Below are 14,061 nucleotides of genomic sequence, written 5' to 3'. Positions count from 1 at the left end.
CCCCGCCGGGACCTCTACGGCCGCCTGGGCGGCCTTTGTTGGGCGGATCCTAGCGCTTCCCTAAACGGCGACGCAATGAGCAGTGCGTCAAGGAATTCGAGGCTGAAGCGGCACCGTTGCAGACGGCGACGCCACCTGTAACACCGATGCGACAGTCGCCCGCCGCCCTTGTCCTGCGGTGCCTGGGGCTTCGAAATCCCGACAATTCCGCGACGTGCCTGTAACAGTGTGGCAGCAGCCCGGTCAGGTACTGCATGGTCCCCACGTTGGCGGACGGGCACTTCGAAGTTGGCACGGTTGATGCGTGGTTCCGCCGCACCCCATCGCGGGAGATCGGCATGGACGGCACCACCCTGATTCGCGGCCTGGCCGCAGCGCTGGCAATGGCCCTGCTGTCGGTTGGCGCCGACGCGTCCGCATCGGGCGCCCGCCAGGGCGTGAAGGCACAACCGGGCGAAATCGTCCTGCTGAGGGACGTGTCGGCGCGGCCGGCCTATCGCATGGCACCGCCGGGCATGGCGCTGATTGCCGACCCGAAGCCAGAGCGCGAGATCGCCACCGCATTGGGCGCCGGCGGCACGAAGACCGGCATGGACGAGTTGAGCGATGAGGACTATGCCGGCATGGGCGCCGGCCAGGCCGCGTCCATCGCGGCGCCGGGCGGAACCACCGTTGAACGGGTCACCCAGCAGGCCTTGGGCGGCACGCTGGGCCGCAGTGGCGACGGCATGGTCGGCAGCAGCCTGGGGGGCGCCATGAGTGGGCCGCTTGGTGCGGTCGGCAGCAGCACCCGCGATATCGCCGATACCGTGCGCGGCGCACTGGCCCAGTTCCCGCTGCAGGGCACGGCCCCGGCAGGTGGAAAATGAAGCCCCTGCACGGCGTGCTTCTGCTGCTCGCTACCGCGCCCTCGGCGACCCGGGCCGATGACTACAGCGGCATGCTCGCCTATCTCGACGTGGCCCGGATCGACGGCCACGCACTGGCCGGGGCGAATGGCGCCATCGCCGTGAACCAGGCCGCCGGCGACCTCAACGTGCAGGCCAACCTGCGGGGTTTCGCCAAGGGCGATCGCGCCGACGTGCCGATCAATGCCCGGCAACTGCAGCAGGGCAACCGCGTGCTGTCCGGGCCGCTGCAGGCCACCGCGTTCATTGGCGGTGACGCACTGGCCGGTGCCAGTGGCATCGCATCCATCAACCAGACCAGCGGCATCGCCAACACGACGCTCAACGTCGTCAGCGCGACGCTGGCCCGACAGGGCATACGCGAAACCGACGATACGGCCTTGGCCGCCGAGGGTTCCGCGTTGGCAGGGGGGCGGGACGACACCGGTCACGGCGTCGCGACGGGCACCCGCAGCGCCGGTGTAGCCAGCACCGCACTGCGGGGATTCGACGGGGTCCTGCAACTCAATCAGATCGCGGGCAACGGCAACGACACGGCCAACGTACTGGGCCTGGTCGTGCAGGACCGCCCGTGACAACCACCCAACCGATGCACCACCTGATGAGAGAGAGGGCACCATGAAAGCGACCGTCAAAAAGACCATGCTCGCCATGGCGATTGCCACTGCCTCGACCGCCGCTGCGGCCAATGGCTGGGACAACCAGAACGCCAACGCGAACATCAACCACAACCACACCGTCAGCGAGACCCGCAACGACACGCACAACCACACCGACAACGACGTGCGCAACCGCACCGTCAACGTCAATGTGCAGAAGCACAGCAACATCCAGGCCGACGAACGCAAGGAAAAGAACAACCACGGCGTCGACGTGAATCTGGAGAAGGACCTGCGCCTGAGCACCGACATCAATTTCTCCGGCGACCCGAACATCACCGGCGACATCGACCTCGACTCGGCGGCCATTGCCGTGATCGACAACCGGCAGTCGATCAGCAACAACGCCACCAGCAACAGCCTGGTCACCAACAGCGCGTCGATCGGTGACAACGTCGGCGCCGGTGCCTCGGGCAATCTGGGCTTCAATGTCGTCTCCGGCGACAACAACGCCCAGGACAATGCCGCGTCGTTGTCCGCTGCCGATGCGTCCTTCAGCTTCGGCATGGCCGACGCCGAGGTGTTCGTCAACCAGGCCGGCTTCGGCAACGCCACCATGAACTCCGGTGTCACCAACGCCGCAGGCCTCAGCGGCAACGCCTTTGGCGGCGCCTCCGGCAACATCGGCGTGAACATCGCCTCGGGCAACAACAATGAGCAGAAGAACGCGCTCGCGGCGTCGGTAGCGACCACGGCGGTGGCCCAGTCGAGCATCAGCTCCAACCAGGTCTCCACCGGCAACACGGTCAGCAACGCCGGCTTCGTGCAGTCCTACACCGATACCGTGCAGGTCGGCATGCGTGGCGGCGTCAGCGGCCTGACACTGGCCTATGGCGCGGGCACCTACCGCGGCACCGGCAACGCCTACCAGATGGCCAACTACTACCTGGATACGTGGAGTGGCGAGCTGCCGCACCCGGGTGGCAACAGCACCGGGCACATCGATCTGGACAACCAGATCCAGAACGCCACGATGAACCCCAACCGGCCGGGGGTGGGCGGCCTGGGCTTCGATACGCGTGAGAGTGGCACCAGCCAGTTCGTCGAACTGGGCGTGGCTGACCTGTATGCCAGCCTCAGCGGCACGGTCAGCACCACGCGGTGGGTGAACGTCAATGCGACCAACACCTCGGCCTTGTCCGGCAGTGCCTTCTCGGGCGCCTCCGGCAACATCGGCGTGAACGTTGCTGCGGGCACCGGCAACCTGCAGGCCAACAGCCTGGCCCTGGCAGTCGCCCAGCCCAGCACCGGCGGCGGTGGTGGCAGCGGCGAGTAAGCGCAACACCCCGGCCGTCCGCCAATGGCCGGGTCCCCGGGAGCCCCTGTTCCTCCTCCCCCTTGGAACGGGGGCTCCCCCCTGCTGCCGGAGAACGTAGATGATCCGTTGCCCTCCATCGATGCGCCTGCTTGCCTTCCTGTTGCTGATGGGCACCGCATCGGCATGGGCGGGCGAGGTCCACTTCGCCGGCGTGCTGCCCAATGGCGCGCTGCTGCAGCAGAAGGTGGAAAGCATGCAGGAGCGGCGCTACCGCAACGTGGTGCGCCAGCACACCGATTACAGCTGCGGGGCGGCCGCATTGGCGACCATCCTGCGCCATGCCTATCACCTGCAGACCGACGAAGCGACGGTGATCGAAGGAATGATGGGGGTTTCCGATCCAGCGCTGGTGGCCGAACGCGGCTTCTCCCTGCTCGACATCAAGCGCTACGTGGAATCGCTGGGCATGCGTGGCCGGGGCTACCGCATCGATGAAACACGACTGCGCACCCTTCGCGTGCCGGGACTGGTGCTGATGGACGTGCGCGGTTTCCGCCATTTCGTGGTGCTCAAGCAGGTGCGCAACGGCATCGTGGAAGTGGCTGACCCGATCCTCGGCAACCGCAGCCTGGCGCTGCCGGAGTTCCTAGCCGCCTGGCCATCGCGCGCGGTCTTTGTGGTGATCGGCAGCGACTTCGATCGCAACACCGCTCTTCTGCAACCCAGCGAACGGCCAAGTGCCCGCGCGCTCTACGCGCGGCAAGGGCCGATCACCGATGCCGAACTGGTCGACTTCGGCTTCAGCCACGCCGACCTGTTCTGAGGAGGTACGACCATGTTCCGTCAACACGTATGGATGGCTCTGCTGCTGATGGCCCCTGCCCTGCCCCTGCAGGCCGCCGACGGCAGGACGGGGCGTGGACTCACGGAAATCCCCGACCCGGAGCTGAGCCTGATGCGGGGGCGCTACACCGTGGGTGGCAACAACGTTGCCTGGTTCGGGGTCACCATGGTGTCGCAGTGGCAGGCCAGCAACGGCACGACCCTGCAGGGCAGCCTAACCCTGGGCATGGACTTCCGTGGTGCTGGCGCGCCGAAGCTCAGCTTCCAGCCCAGCGTGCATGTCACGGCAGCCGATGCGCCGCTGCCCGATACCCACGGACGCAGCATCGACAGCAGCGGCCTGGCCAATGCCAGCGGCCTGGTGCAGAGCGTGCAGGTGGCCGGCGATGGCAATGTCGCGCGCAACGTCACCACGCTGACCGTCCGCGAGGGTGGCGTGCCGGCTGTTCTCTCTGATGGCGCAGGCAACGTCACCGCGCAGCCTGCCGGCGCCAGCGCGACGGCCGTGCTGGAAGGCAACCAGGCACACCTGCTGCTGCAGGTGGATGGCCAGGGGCTGGTGCAGCAGTGGATCCGCAATGGCAGCGTCGGCCAGGGCATCGCCCTTACCGGTGACGGCCAGATCGCCAGCAACCAGCTGCGGCTGGAGCTGGTGCGCAACGCCGTGGGCGGCAATCTGCCGTTGAGCCAGAACGTGGCCCAGGCGATTGCGTTGAACCGCGGCATGGGGCCGGGCCAGTAGCAGGGCCTGGCATTGGGGGAAACGCTCCACAACGCAGGACACGAACATGCACACCCTGATGAGGATCACCCCGTTGGCGCTGGCGGCGCTGGCGGGCACCGCCCTTGCCGTGCCGCCGACGCCTGACGATGGCGCCGACGTGCAGGCCCTGGCCAACCAGCTGGAACAGCTGAAAGCCAACTACGCACAGGAAGTGCGGCGGTTGCGCGAACTGGACATGCAGGTGCAGGCCATGCAGGCGCGCCTGGGCGGGCGGGTTGGCCCGGCTTCGACCCCACCGGCCGCGCCATTGGCACAGGCGGCGGCCGCCGCGGTTCCACCAAGCAGCGAGGGTTACGCCAGTACCGCCGCAGAAGCACAGCAGGCCAGGCAGGAGTCGCGCCGCAGCGTGGACGATGTGAAGCAGCAGCAATCGGCCCTGTTCTCGCGCCGCTTCACCATCGAGAACAGCCTCACCTACGCACGCTACGACCGCAAGCAGCTCACCCTCAACGGCTTCCTCGCGTTGGACGCGATCTTCCTCGGCAATATCGCCATCGAGAACGTGGAGTCCGACTCGCTGACCTACAACGTGGCGGCCCGCTGGGGCGTCAGCCCGAACCTGACGCTCAACCTGGATGTGCCCTACCTGGCGCGGCGCACCGTGTACCAGAAAGGCGGCGCCGGCGGTGCAGCAGCCGCCATCGCGCAGGAGCAGACCAACGGCAACGGCTTGGGCGACATTGGCCTGAGCGCGAACTACCGGCTGTTCGGCGAACGCGGCTGGCGCCCGGAGACCGTGCTCACGGCCGGCGTCACCGCCCCCACCGGGCGCGCACCCTACGGCCTGGACTGGAAGGTGATAGAGCGCGATGACGATGACTACATCCGCTTCGCCGTGCCGCGCGAGCAGCCCACCGGCAACGGCGTATGGCAGGCCAACCTCGGCCTGTCAATGGTGAAGACCGCCGACCCGGCCATCCTGTTCGCCAACATCGGCTATGTGCACTCCATCCCGCGCGGATTCAACGACATCGACAGCAATCCGGACACGGTCAATCCGGGCGACGTGAAGCTGGGTGGCTCGGTGTACTTCGGCGCAGGCGTGGCCTTTGCGTTCAACGAGCGGACCAGCCTGAGCCTGTCCTTCAGTGACCGCATCAGCGCCCGGGCCTCCACCCGCTTCCAGGGTGGCAAGTGGATGAAGGTGATCGGCAGTGACGCCAATGCGGCATCACTGAATCTGGGCGTGACCTATGCGTTGAACCAGCACACCACGCTGGTGACGCTGCTGGGCATCGGGCTGACCCCGGATGCGCCGGACTTCACGTTGGCGTTCAAGATTCCGTACATGTTGTAGCAACAGCGCCAGGCACGACGCTGCGCCGTGCATCGGCATGGCCCGGATTCATCTTCCGGCACCACAGCGGTCCCTGCCCGCTGCTATATTCAGTCCAGCTCGGCAGGCACGGTGCCTGCCCTCGAATCACAGGGAGTTGGACATGGGTCTGGTACAGGCGGTGAAGGGTGCGGTTGGCGGTGTGCTGGCCGACCAGTGGAAGGACTTCTACACCGTGCCGGCGGGCCTGCCGTCCACGGCCGCCCTGTTCGCGGCGGTGCCGCAGGGCACCAATGCCGGCCGCGGCTCCAACACCAGCGGCTCGTCCAACATCATCACCAACGGCTCGAAAATCATCGTGCCCGAAGGTTACGGCCTGCTGCTGTTCCAGGACGGCGCGATCACCGCATTCGTCGCCGAACCGGGTGGCTACGAATGGCGTTCGGACGATCTGAACTCGCAGTCGATCTTCGCCGGCGACGGCCTGGTCAGCACCTTCATCAAGCAGAGCTGGGAACGCTTCAAGTTCGGCGGCCAGCCGGGCGCGCAGCAGGCGGCCTACTTCGTCACGCTGAAGGAATTGCCGGACAACCGCTTCGGCACCCAGTCGGAAATCTACTGGGACGACGGATTCCTCAATACCCAGGTCGGTGCGATCACCCGCGGCTCGTACACGCTGAAGATCGTCGACCCGATCCTGTTCGTGAAGAACTTCGTACCGGCCAGCTACCTGCGGCCGGGCCAGGTGTTCGACTTCACCGATCTGGACAACGCCGCTGCCAGCCAGCTGTTCAATGAAGTGGTCGGTTCGCTGGCCCCGGCCTTCAGCCTGTATACCAACGATCCGGGCAAGGGCAACCGCATCACCAAGCTGCAGCAGGACTCGCTGGGCTTCGCGCAGAGCCTGTCGGCCGCCGTCGAGCAGGGTTACCAGTGGAAGTCCGACCGCGGCCTGGCCATCGTCAAGACCGCCATCGTCTCGATCGAGTACGACGCCAACACCCGCGAACTGCTGAAGACAGTGCAGCGCGCCGATGCGCTGTCCGGTTCGCGCGGCAATTCCAACCTGCAGGCCAGCGTCGCCCAGGGCATCCAGTCGGCCGGCGAGAACGGCGGTGCGGCGGGCCTGGTCGGTGTCGGCATGGCCTCGGGCATGTTCGGTGTCGGGGGCATGCAGCAGCCGGCCACCCCGGCTGCCGACGATCCGGTGGCCAAGCTGAAGAAGGCCAAGGAAATGCTGGACCTGGGCCTGATCAACCAGAGCGATTACGACGCGCTCAAGACCAAGGCGCTGGGCCTGTAACAGCAGAACGCACAACCCACATGTCCGATCCCAGAAACGGCCCACCGCCGCTGCCCGGATCCGTGCCCGCGACGCCGCCGCCCCTGCCGGCGGCTTCGTTGGATGGGCCCGGTTCGCCGCAGGACGTCCCTCCCCTGCCCGGCAGCTTCCCGCTGGACACGTCGACTCTGCCACAGGCCATCCGCGATGAAGTGGAAGCGCCCGATCCTGTGGCCATCGATACCTCGGCCAGCGAGCTGAAAGACGGTCTCAACCGCTGCCCGAAGTGCGGCGCCACCGACATCCGGCCCAAGGCCGGCACCGATATCCTGGTCTGCCTGTACTGCCGTCACGAATGGCATGGCGCGCGCGTGGAGGAGGAATTCGGGCTGGGCGAGGCCATCGACCAGCTGCGCGGTACGGTCATCGCCTCCGGCGCGCGTGACATCGACGCCGACACCTCGGCGTTGATGACGTTCAAGTGCACCGGCTGCGGTGCCGAGGTCACGGTCAATACCGAAAGCACGATGACGGCGCGCTGCCACTGGTGCCGCCACGTCTTCGGCGTCAACGAACAGATCAGCAATGGCGCCGTGCCCGATGCGGTGCTGCCCTTCCACATCAAGAAGGACGATGCGGTCGCGCGCATCCGCCAGTTCGTCGACAAGCGCCGCATGTTCGCGCTGAAAGCGTTCAAGGACCAGTTCACCCCGGAAAACGTGGTGGGCGTGTTCCTGCCCTACATGATCGTCGACAGCAATGTCAGCGCGGCCGTGGCCGGCAAGGGCGAGATCCAAACCCGGCAATACACGGTCGGCACCGAGAAGAACAAGCGCACCCTGTACGACGCAGATGTCTACCAGATCGAACGCCAGGTCGACTTCACTGTCGATGACCTGCCCCTGGAATCCTCGGCCGAGCGCGGCAATCTGGATACCCGGGCCAACACCAACAACATCATCAACACCATCCTGCCATTCGACACCAAGAACGCGGTGAAATGGAACGCTTCGTACCTGGCCGGCTTCACCTCTGAAAAACGCAATCTCGACGTGGAAAAGCTGCGGCCGCGGCTGGAAGACCAGCTTCTGTCGATTGCCCGCGCACAGGTGGAAGGTTCGGTGAGGCGCTACAACCGTGGCGTGCGTTGGGAACAGGAACAGCTGGAGGTGCATGGAACGCGCTGGGTGTCGATGTACCTGCCGGTGTGGTTGTACTCGTATCACCAGCCCGGAAAGAACGGCGGCATGTTGCACTACATCGCGGTGAACGGCCGTACCGGCGAAACCATGGGCAGCGTGCCCGTGCAGCAATGGAAGATGCTGCTGGCGGCACTGGCCACCGGCACCATCATTGAAGCCCTCGCAATTGCCATCCTGGTGGCATCGACATGAGTGACGACAGTGGCCTCTGGCTGTTGGCGGCAGGCCCAGCCGGCGCGACCGCGCTGTACTGGGCGCTGTACCGCTATTACCGCAACACCGACAAATCCCACTCCTTCGAGCACGAGACCGAGATCGAGGCCAAGCCGGTCACTGGCTCGGACCAGCAGGTCGGCCGGGTCACCGGCACCGAGGAAAAGCGCATCCGCGGTGACAACGTGTACGAGTACCGGAAACGGGTGGTAAGGGTGAAACCCGACCAGTAGAGCCAAGCCATGCCTGGCTGCGGGAGGTCCCGGCCGCGGGCCGGCATTCCTTCGGCTCTGGGCGTCAAAGGGGAGCCGGCCAGCGGCCGGCACTACCCTTCAGCGGACAGCACCTGTTCTTGGCTGGCTTGCCTCAGGGCGCGCCCTCACACCGTCTCCCACCCCACCGGTTCGATACTCGCGCGATCCACCCTTCCGAGGATCCTGCGATGGCTGCTCTGCTTGCCCGTAGCTGCCTGTCGGCGCTGTACTTCCTGGCCCTGCCCGCCCTTGCCCAGGACGCTTCGTTCGGCTTCGGCGAACAGACCACCCACACCGACCAGACCACGCAATCCAGCAGCACCCAGACCCAGACCAGTGGTTCGATGACCACGCAGACCACCACCAGTGGCAGCTCGCAGTCCGAGTCGCGCACCGAAAGCAAGGAGATCGACGTGGGCTTCGGTTTCCACGACGACAACGACGACTGGAACCATGACCGCCACCGCGGCGACCGCGATGTGCGCGACAGCGATCTGTTTGGCAGCTGGACGCTGGGCCAGGAGAACGGCAGCACCTGCACCATCGAGCTGAAGAACAGTGAGTGGTTCGGTGGCTACAGCGCCTACGTGCCTGCCGGCTGCCCGGACGGCTTCTTCTCGGCCAACCGCTGGGTACTGTCGGGCAACCAGCTGCTGCTGACCGATACCAGCAATACGGTGTACGGGCGTTTCCGCGCGTCGGGCAGCGGGCGCTGGTCGGGGTTCCGCGAGTCGGATGGAGCCCGGCTTTATCTCAATCCCAGGGGGCGTTGACCGCGACGTGCACGCGATGGGCACGGGCAGACCGCGAAGATCAGCCGTCCACCGTGCCCCGCTGCTGACATGTCCGCTCCCACCGGTTCCCGCCTTGTCATCTATGCCGCGCTCGCGGGCAACCTCGCCATTGCGATTGCCAAGTTCATCGCCGCCGGCATCTCCGGCAGCTCGGCCATGCTCAGTGAGGGCGTGCATTCGCTGGTCGACACGTTGAATGAACTCCTGCTGCTGTACGGCCTGCGCCGCGCCGGCAAGGCGCCAGACCCCGTGCATCCGTTCGGCTACGGCCGCGAGCTGTACTTCTGGAGCTTCATCGTCGCCCTGCTGGTGTTCGCCGCCGGCGCCGGTGTTTCGGCCTACGAGGGCATCCAGCACATCCGCCGGCCGGAGCCGGCCACCAACCACGCGTTGAGCTACAGCGTGCTGGGCATCTCCATCCTGTTCGAGGGGGCTTCATGGTGGGTCGCGCTACGGGAGTTCCGGCGTACCAAGGGCAAACTGGGCTACTTCGAAGCCTTCCGTCGCAGCAAGGACCCGTCCACCTTCACCGTGCTGCTGGAGGATAGCGCGGCCCTGCTGGGCCTGGGTTTTGCACTGATCGGGCTCGTGGCCGCCCAGGTCCTGGACATGCCGGTGCTTGATGGTGTGGCGTCGCTGTGCATCGCCGGCGTGCTTGCCGCCACCGCCTTTCTTCTCGCACGCGAAACCAAGGGACTGCTGGTGGGTGAGCCGGCCCACCCGGCCGTGGCCGAGCGGATCATGGCCGTGGCGGAAACCGATCCCGACCTGCGCCGCGCAAATGGCGTGACCACCATGCAGATGGGCCCCGAACAGGTCGTGGCCATGCTCAGCGCCGAGTTCGAGGATGACCGGCGGACCCCGCAGATCGAAGCCTGCATCACCCGCATCGAAACGGCGGTGAAGCGCGAGTATCCGGAACTGGTGGCACTGTTCATCAAGCCACAGACGCCGGAGGTCTATGCCGCACGGAGAGCCGCACTGGCCGCCGGTCCTGCGCAGCAATGACACTGCGTCTGCGCCCGTTTCACCTGTCTGGTGCCACAGTGCCATCACCGTTTTCCCGAGCCTGCCTCTACCGTGCCGGATTGGTTGCCCGCCTCTCTTCAGATCCTCCCGCGCAGCTTCTACCGGCGCCCGCCCGTCGAGGTTGCGCCCGAGCTGCTCAACAAACTCCTGGTCCGTGACGATGGCCGGGCCGGTCGCGTCGTTGAAGTCGAAGCCTACGCGGGCAGTGTCGATCCGGCCGCACACTCCTATCGCGGGCAGACGCCGCGCACGGCCAGCATGTTCGGCGAGGCCGGCCACCTGTATGTCTACTTCACTTACGGCATGCACTGGGGCAGCAACGTTGTCTGCGGCGAAGTGGGTGAAGGCGTGGCGGTGCTGCTGCGGGCCATCGAGCCGCTGGTGGGCCTGGAGCGCATGCGCGAACTGCGTCCCGCCGCGCGCCGCGACCACGATCTGGCCAGCGGGCCCGGCAAGCTCTCGCAGGCCTTCGGGCTGGACCGCAGCTTCGACGGCGCTGATCTGGTGACCGGCAACCACGGCATTGTCATCGCCAGCGACGGCGTGCCGCCGCCGGAGGATCCAGTGGTCGGGCCCCGCATCGGCATCACCCGCGCTGTTGATTTCCCCTGGCGTTGGCACATCCGTGATCATCGTCACGTATCGATCCAGCCACGTCGCGCTTCCGCCCCAGCGAGGAAACGATGATGACCCCGCTCGACAAGCCACTGCGCCGCGAACTGCACATCGACGGCCAACCCTACACTCTCACCGTGGCCCCTGAGGGCCTCAAGCTGGTTGAGAAGGGGCGACGCAAGGGCATCACACTGCGCTGGCAGGACCTGGTATCCGGAGACGCTGCACTGGCCACCGCCTTGCAGGCATCGCTCCAACAGCACTGAGCCGGCGCGCCCACCTCACATTGGCATCACCCCGCCGTGGCGATACATAACGGCGCGCACACTAGCGTAGCGCCAGCCAGCCGCCGCAACCGCCCTCGCCACCCAGCCCTGAAAAGCGCCATGGACGAAGCCGAACGACTGCTCGAAATCGAACGACTGCACCTGTTGGATACGCCACCGGAGCCGGTGTTCGATGCCATCGTCGCCGCGGCCCGCGCCGCGACCGGACTGACCATCGGCCTGATCACCGTGGTGGCAGAAGACCGCCAATGGTTCAAGGCCAACATCGGCCTGGAGGGCGTCAGCGAGACCGCCCGCGAGATCTCCTTCTGCACCCATGCCATACGCCAGGACGAGCTGTTCGAGATACCCGACGCGCGCCAGGACCCACGCTTTTCCACCAATCCACTGGTCACCGGTGGGCCGCGCATCCGCCACTACGCCGGCATTCCCCTGGGATCGACGCACGGCGCACGCATCGGCACGCTGTGCCTGCTCGACCCGATGCCCGGTGTGCTGTCACCCTCCCAGCGCGAACTGATGGTGCATCTGGCGCGGGTCACCACCCAGGTGCTGGAACAGCGCAGCACCCTGATGGCGCAGGTTGGCCAGGCCAAGGCGCTGCATCGCGAGCTGAAACGCAGTGAGGACTTCCTGGAGCGTACCAACCGTGCCGCACGGGTGGGCGGCTGGGAGATGGACCTGCTGACCAACGAGGTGCGCTGGACTCGGGAAACCAAGCAGTTGCATGGCGTACGCAGCAACTTCACGCCCACGTTGGAGACCGCACTCTCGTTCTATCGCGAGGACAGCCGCAATATCATCCAGGCGGCGGTACAGCGCTGCATCGACGAGGGGACATCGTGGGAAGTACAGCTGCCGATGACCACGGCCGACGGGCGCGCGATCTGGACCCGGGTGGTCGGCAGCCGGCAACAGGTCGACGGCCATCCGCGCCTGGTCGGGGCGATCCAGGACATCACGGACGAACGAGCCGCGCTCGACGCGCTGGAAGCGAGCGAAACCCGCTACCGTCGGCTGTTCCACTACAGTCTGGGCCTGATCTGCACCCACACGCTGGACGGCACATTGACCTCGGTGAATCCGGCGGCGGTGCAGTCACTGGGCTTCGAGGAAAGCCAGATGATCGGGCGCAGCCTGTGTGACTTGATGCCGCCGGAAAAACGCGAGGGTTTCAAGGCCTACCTCGCCCGGATCCAGGCAAACCACACCGACGCTGGCGTGATCGAGCTGATTGCCGCCGATGGTACGCGCCACTACTGGGCGTACCACAACGTGCTCGACAACGAAGCCAGCCCGCCCTACGTGCTGGGGCATGCACAGGACGTCACCGCGCTGAGGATGCAGGAGCAGCAGCTGCGCGACATGTCCTTCAAGGATCCGCTCACGCAGTGCTACAACCGGCGTTACCTGCACCGGCTGGATGAACTGATTGACGAGCGCTGGGCCTGCGTGATGTTCGATCTGGACCATTTCAAGCACATCAACGACACCCAGGGCCACCGCCGTGGCGATGCCGTCCTGGTCGAGTTCGCCACCTTCCTGCGCTCGCCGCTGGGCAAGGACGAGACCGTGGTACGGCTGGGTGGCGACGAGTTCATGGTAGTGCTGGTCGCGCCAGCGAATGGCCGCCTGAGCGAACTCGAGCACTGGTACCAAGACCACGCCGCGCTTTCGCCCAGCGCGTTCTCGATGGGTGCGGCCATCAACACGGCCGGTGAGCCCGTGGCCGACACCATCCAGAAGGCGGACAGCCGCCTGTACCGAACCCGCGCGCGCGTGCGTCGGGAGCGACGCGAAGACCCTGCCGCGCGTTGATCAAGCCCGCACCGTCACCCAGGCCGGCGCGTGGTCGCTGGCCTTTTCCTGCAGCCGCACCCAACGGTCGACGCCCGCATCCTTCAGTCGCTCCGCCAATACGGGATTCAACAGCAGATGATCGATGCGCAGCCCACGGTCGCGCTCGGCGTGCTGGCGGAAATAGTCCCAGAAGGTGTAGATCGTGGCGTCGCCGTGCACCTTCCGCAGCGCATCGGTCCAGCCCTGCGCGAGCAGCCGTTCGAAGGCATCGCGAACCTCGGGCTGGAACAGCGCATCGCGCCGCCAGGCCTCGGGATCATAGACATCGGCGTCTGTGGGAATCACGTTGAAATCACCCAGCAGCAGCGCCGGGTGCGGCAGCTCGACCAGGCTGCGTGCATGCCGGATCAGGCGTTCCATCCAGCGCAGCTTGTAGTCGAACTTGGGCCCGGGCTGCGGGTTGCCGTTGGGCAGGTAGAGGGCACCCACGATGACGCCGTGCACCGCCGCCTCCAGGTAGCGACTCTGCGTATCCTTGGGTTCGCCCGGCAATCGGCGGCGGCTTTCAACCGGCGTGGCCCCCCGTGCAAGAAGCGCCACCCCGTTCCAGCGCGCCTCACCCTGCCAGAGTGCACCGTAGCCGGCCCCTTCCAATTCCGCAGCGGGAAACGCGGCGTCGGTCGCCTTCAGTTCCTGCAGGGCAACCACATCCGGCGATTCCCTGTGCAGCCAGTCCAACAGCTGCGGCAGGCGTGTGCCGATGCCGTTGACGTTGAACGTCGCAATACGAAGCGTTTTGCGGCGGGGCATGGCTAGAGGCTCCTCGGCGCATCGAGTGAGCGTTCACTGTGCGCGTC

At 66.3% G+C, this 14,061-nt stretch carries 15 protein-coding genes; 14 read left to right on the top strand and 1 reads right to left on the bottom strand.

Going from position 1 to position 14,061, the window contains the following annotated elements; genetic code table 11:
- The first annotated feature begins 338 nt into the window (after positions 1 to 338).
- From BN1263_RS17240 to BN1263_RS17175, 14 genes are all read left to right on the top strand, one after another.
- Entirely contained in the window at positions 339 to 869 is a 531-nt protein-coding gene (locus BN1263_RS17240; protein WP_058983057.1) for a FapA family amyloid fibril periplasmic chaperone, read from the top strand.
- Positions 866 to 1,483, top strand: a complete 618-nt coding sequence (locus BN1263_RS17235; protein ID WP_058982883.1) for a FapB/FapC family functional amyloid domain-containing protein — start codon at positions 866 to 868, stop codon at positions 1,481 to 1,483. Before BN1263_RS17240 ends, BN1263_RS17235 begins: the two co-directional genes overlap by 4 nt.
- A gap of 43 nt (positions 1,484 to 1,526) precedes the next feature.
- Positions 1,527 to 2,843, top strand: coding sequence for a FapB/FapC family functional amyloid domain-containing protein (locus BN1263_RS17230; RefSeq protein WP_058982881.1), 1,317 nt, complete (start codon positions 1,527 to 1,529; stop codon positions 2,841 to 2,843).
- 100 nt (positions 2,844 to 2,943) lie between these two features.
- On the top strand, positions 2,944 to 3,648 hold the full coding sequence (locus BN1263_RS17225) for a C39 family peptidase (protein ID WP_058982879.1): 705 nt from the start codon (positions 2,944 to 2,946) through the stop codon (positions 3,646 to 3,648).
- Positions 3,649 to 3,660: 12 nt separating this feature from the next.
- Entirely contained in the window at positions 3,661 to 4,410 is a 750-nt protein-coding gene (locus tag BN1263_RS17220; protein WP_021202351.1) for a hypothetical protein, read from the top strand.
- A gap of 46 nt (positions 4,411 to 4,456) precedes the next feature.
- Positions 4,457 to 5,749 (top strand): transporter, encoded by a 1,293-nt coding sequence (locus tag BN1263_RS17215; protein WP_058982878.1) that lies wholly within the window; start codon positions 4,457 to 4,459, stop codon positions 5,747 to 5,749.
- A 142-nt stretch (positions 5,750 to 5,891) separates the two neighbouring features.
- Positions 5,892 to 7,031 carry an SPFH domain-containing protein gene (locus tag BN1263_RS17210; protein ID WP_058982874.1) on the top strand — a complete coding sequence of 380 codons (1,140 nt, stop codon included), beginning with the start codon at positions 5,892 to 5,894 and terminating at the stop codon, positions 7,029 to 7,031.
- A 20-nt stretch (positions 7,032 to 7,051) separates the two neighbouring features.
- The gene (locus BN1263_RS17205) at positions 7,052 to 8,404 is read left to right on the top strand and encodes a hypothetical protein (RefSeq protein WP_058982872.1); all 1,353 of its coding nucleotides are present in this window, start codon (positions 7,052 to 7,054) and stop codon (positions 8,402 to 8,404) included.
- Positions 8,401 to 8,658, top strand: coding sequence for a hypothetical protein (locus BN1263_RS17200; protein WP_049445043.1), 258 nt, complete (start codon positions 8,401 to 8,403; stop codon positions 8,656 to 8,658). Before BN1263_RS17205 ends, BN1263_RS17200 begins: the two co-directional genes overlap by 4 nt.
- 209 nt (positions 8,659 to 8,867) lie before the next feature.
- On the top strand, positions 8,868 to 9,452 hold the full coding sequence (locus BN1263_RS17195) for an AprI/Inh family metalloprotease inhibitor (protein WP_058982870.1): 585 nt from the start codon (positions 8,868 to 8,870) through the stop codon (positions 9,450 to 9,452).
- A 69-nt stretch (positions 9,453 to 9,521) separates the two neighbouring features.
- Positions 9,522 to 10,481, top strand: coding sequence for a cation diffusion facilitator family transporter (locus BN1263_RS17190; RefSeq protein WP_058982868.1), 960 nt, complete (start codon positions 9,522 to 9,524; stop codon positions 10,479 to 10,481).
- Between the two features lie 72 nt (positions 10,482 to 10,553).
- Complete coding sequence (locus BN1263_RS17185) at positions 10,554 to 11,189, top strand: DNA-3-methyladenine glycosylase (protein ID WP_058982866.1); 636 nt, start codon at positions 10,554 to 10,556, stop codon at positions 11,187 to 11,189.
- Entirely contained in the window at positions 11,189 to 11,383 is a 195-nt protein-coding gene (locus tag BN1263_RS17180) for a hypothetical protein (protein ID WP_005413550.1), read from the top strand. Before BN1263_RS17185 ends, BN1263_RS17180 begins: the two co-directional genes overlap by 1 nt.
- Before the next feature lie 120 nt (positions 11,384 to 11,503).
- Positions 11,504 to 13,222, top strand: coding sequence for a sensor domain-containing diguanylate cyclase (locus tag BN1263_RS17175; protein ID WP_058982864.1), 1,719 nt, complete (start codon positions 11,504 to 11,506; stop codon positions 13,220 to 13,222).
- Here BN1263_RS17175 and xth read toward each other — a convergent pair whose 3' ends face one another.
- A complete protein-coding gene (xth, locus tag BN1263_RS17170; protein WP_058982860.1) occupies positions 13,223 to 14,014 on the bottom strand; it encodes an exodeoxyribonuclease III in 792 nt (263 codons plus the stop codon).
- Positions 14,015 to 14,061 lie beyond the last annotated feature (47 nt).

The organism is Stenotrophomonas thermophila, assembly GCF_001499715.1.
GTDB classification, from domain to species: domain Bacteria; phylum Pseudomonadota; class Gammaproteobacteria; order Xanthomonadales; family Xanthomonadaceae; genus Stenotrophomonas; species Stenotrophomonas hibiscicola.
This window is presented reverse-complemented; position numbering and strand designations above follow the sequence as displayed.

Excerpts from the sequence above, each read along its gene's own strand:
- BN1263_RS17200 (WP_049445043.1), top strand. The coding sequence starts at position 8,401 with ATGAGTGACGACAGTGGCCTCTGGCTGTTGGCGGCAGGCCCAGCCGGC.
- BN1263_RS17230 (WP_058982881.1), top strand. The coding sequence starts at position 1,527 with ATGAAAGCGACCGTCAAAAAGACCATGCTCGCCATGGCGATTGCCACT.
- BN1263_RS17215 (WP_058982878.1), top strand. The coding sequence starts at position 4,457 with ATGCACACCCTGATGAGGATCACCCCGTTGGCGCTGGCGGCGCTGGCG.
- xth (WP_058982860.1), bottom strand. The coding sequence starts at position 14,014 with ATGCCCCGCCGCAAAACGCTTCGTATTGCGACGTTCAACGTCAACGGC.
- BN1263_RS17235 (WP_058982883.1), top strand. The coding sequence starts at position 866 with ATGAAGCCCCTGCACGGCGTGCTTCTGCTGCTCGCTACCGCGCCCTCG.
- BN1263_RS17210 (WP_058982874.1), top strand. The coding sequence starts at position 5,892 with ATGGGTCTGGTACAGGCGGTGAAGGGTGCGGTTGGCGGTGTGCTGGCC.
- BN1263_RS17190 (WP_058982868.1), top strand. The coding sequence starts at position 9,522 with ATGTCCGCTCCCACCGGTTCCCGCCTTGTCATCTATGCCGCGCTCGCG.
- BN1263_RS17240 (WP_058983057.1), top strand. The coding sequence starts at position 339 with ATGGACGGCACCACCCTGATTCGCGGCCTGGCCGCAGCGCTGGCAATG.
- BN1263_RS17225 (WP_058982879.1), top strand. The coding sequence starts at position 2,944 with ATGATCCGTTGCCCTCCATCGATGCGCCTGCTTGCCTTCCTGTTGCTG.
- BN1263_RS17195 (WP_058982870.1), top strand. The coding sequence starts at position 8,868 with ATGGCTGCTCTGCTTGCCCGTAGCTGCCTGTCGGCGCTGTACTTCCTG.
- BN1263_RS17220 (WP_021202351.1), top strand. The coding sequence starts at position 3,661 with ATGTTCCGTCAACACGTATGGATGGCTCTGCTGCTGATGGCCCCTGCC.
- BN1263_RS17180 (WP_005413550.1), top strand. The coding sequence starts at position 11,189 with ATGACCCCGCTCGACAAGCCACTGCGCCGCGAACTGCACATCGACGGC.
- BN1263_RS17205 (WP_058982872.1), top strand. The coding sequence starts at position 7,052 with ATGTCCGATCCCAGAAACGGCCCACCGCCGCTGCCCGGATCCGTGCCC.
- BN1263_RS17175 (WP_058982864.1), top strand. The coding sequence starts at position 11,504 with ATGGACGAAGCCGAACGACTGCTCGAAATCGAACGACTGCACCTGTTG.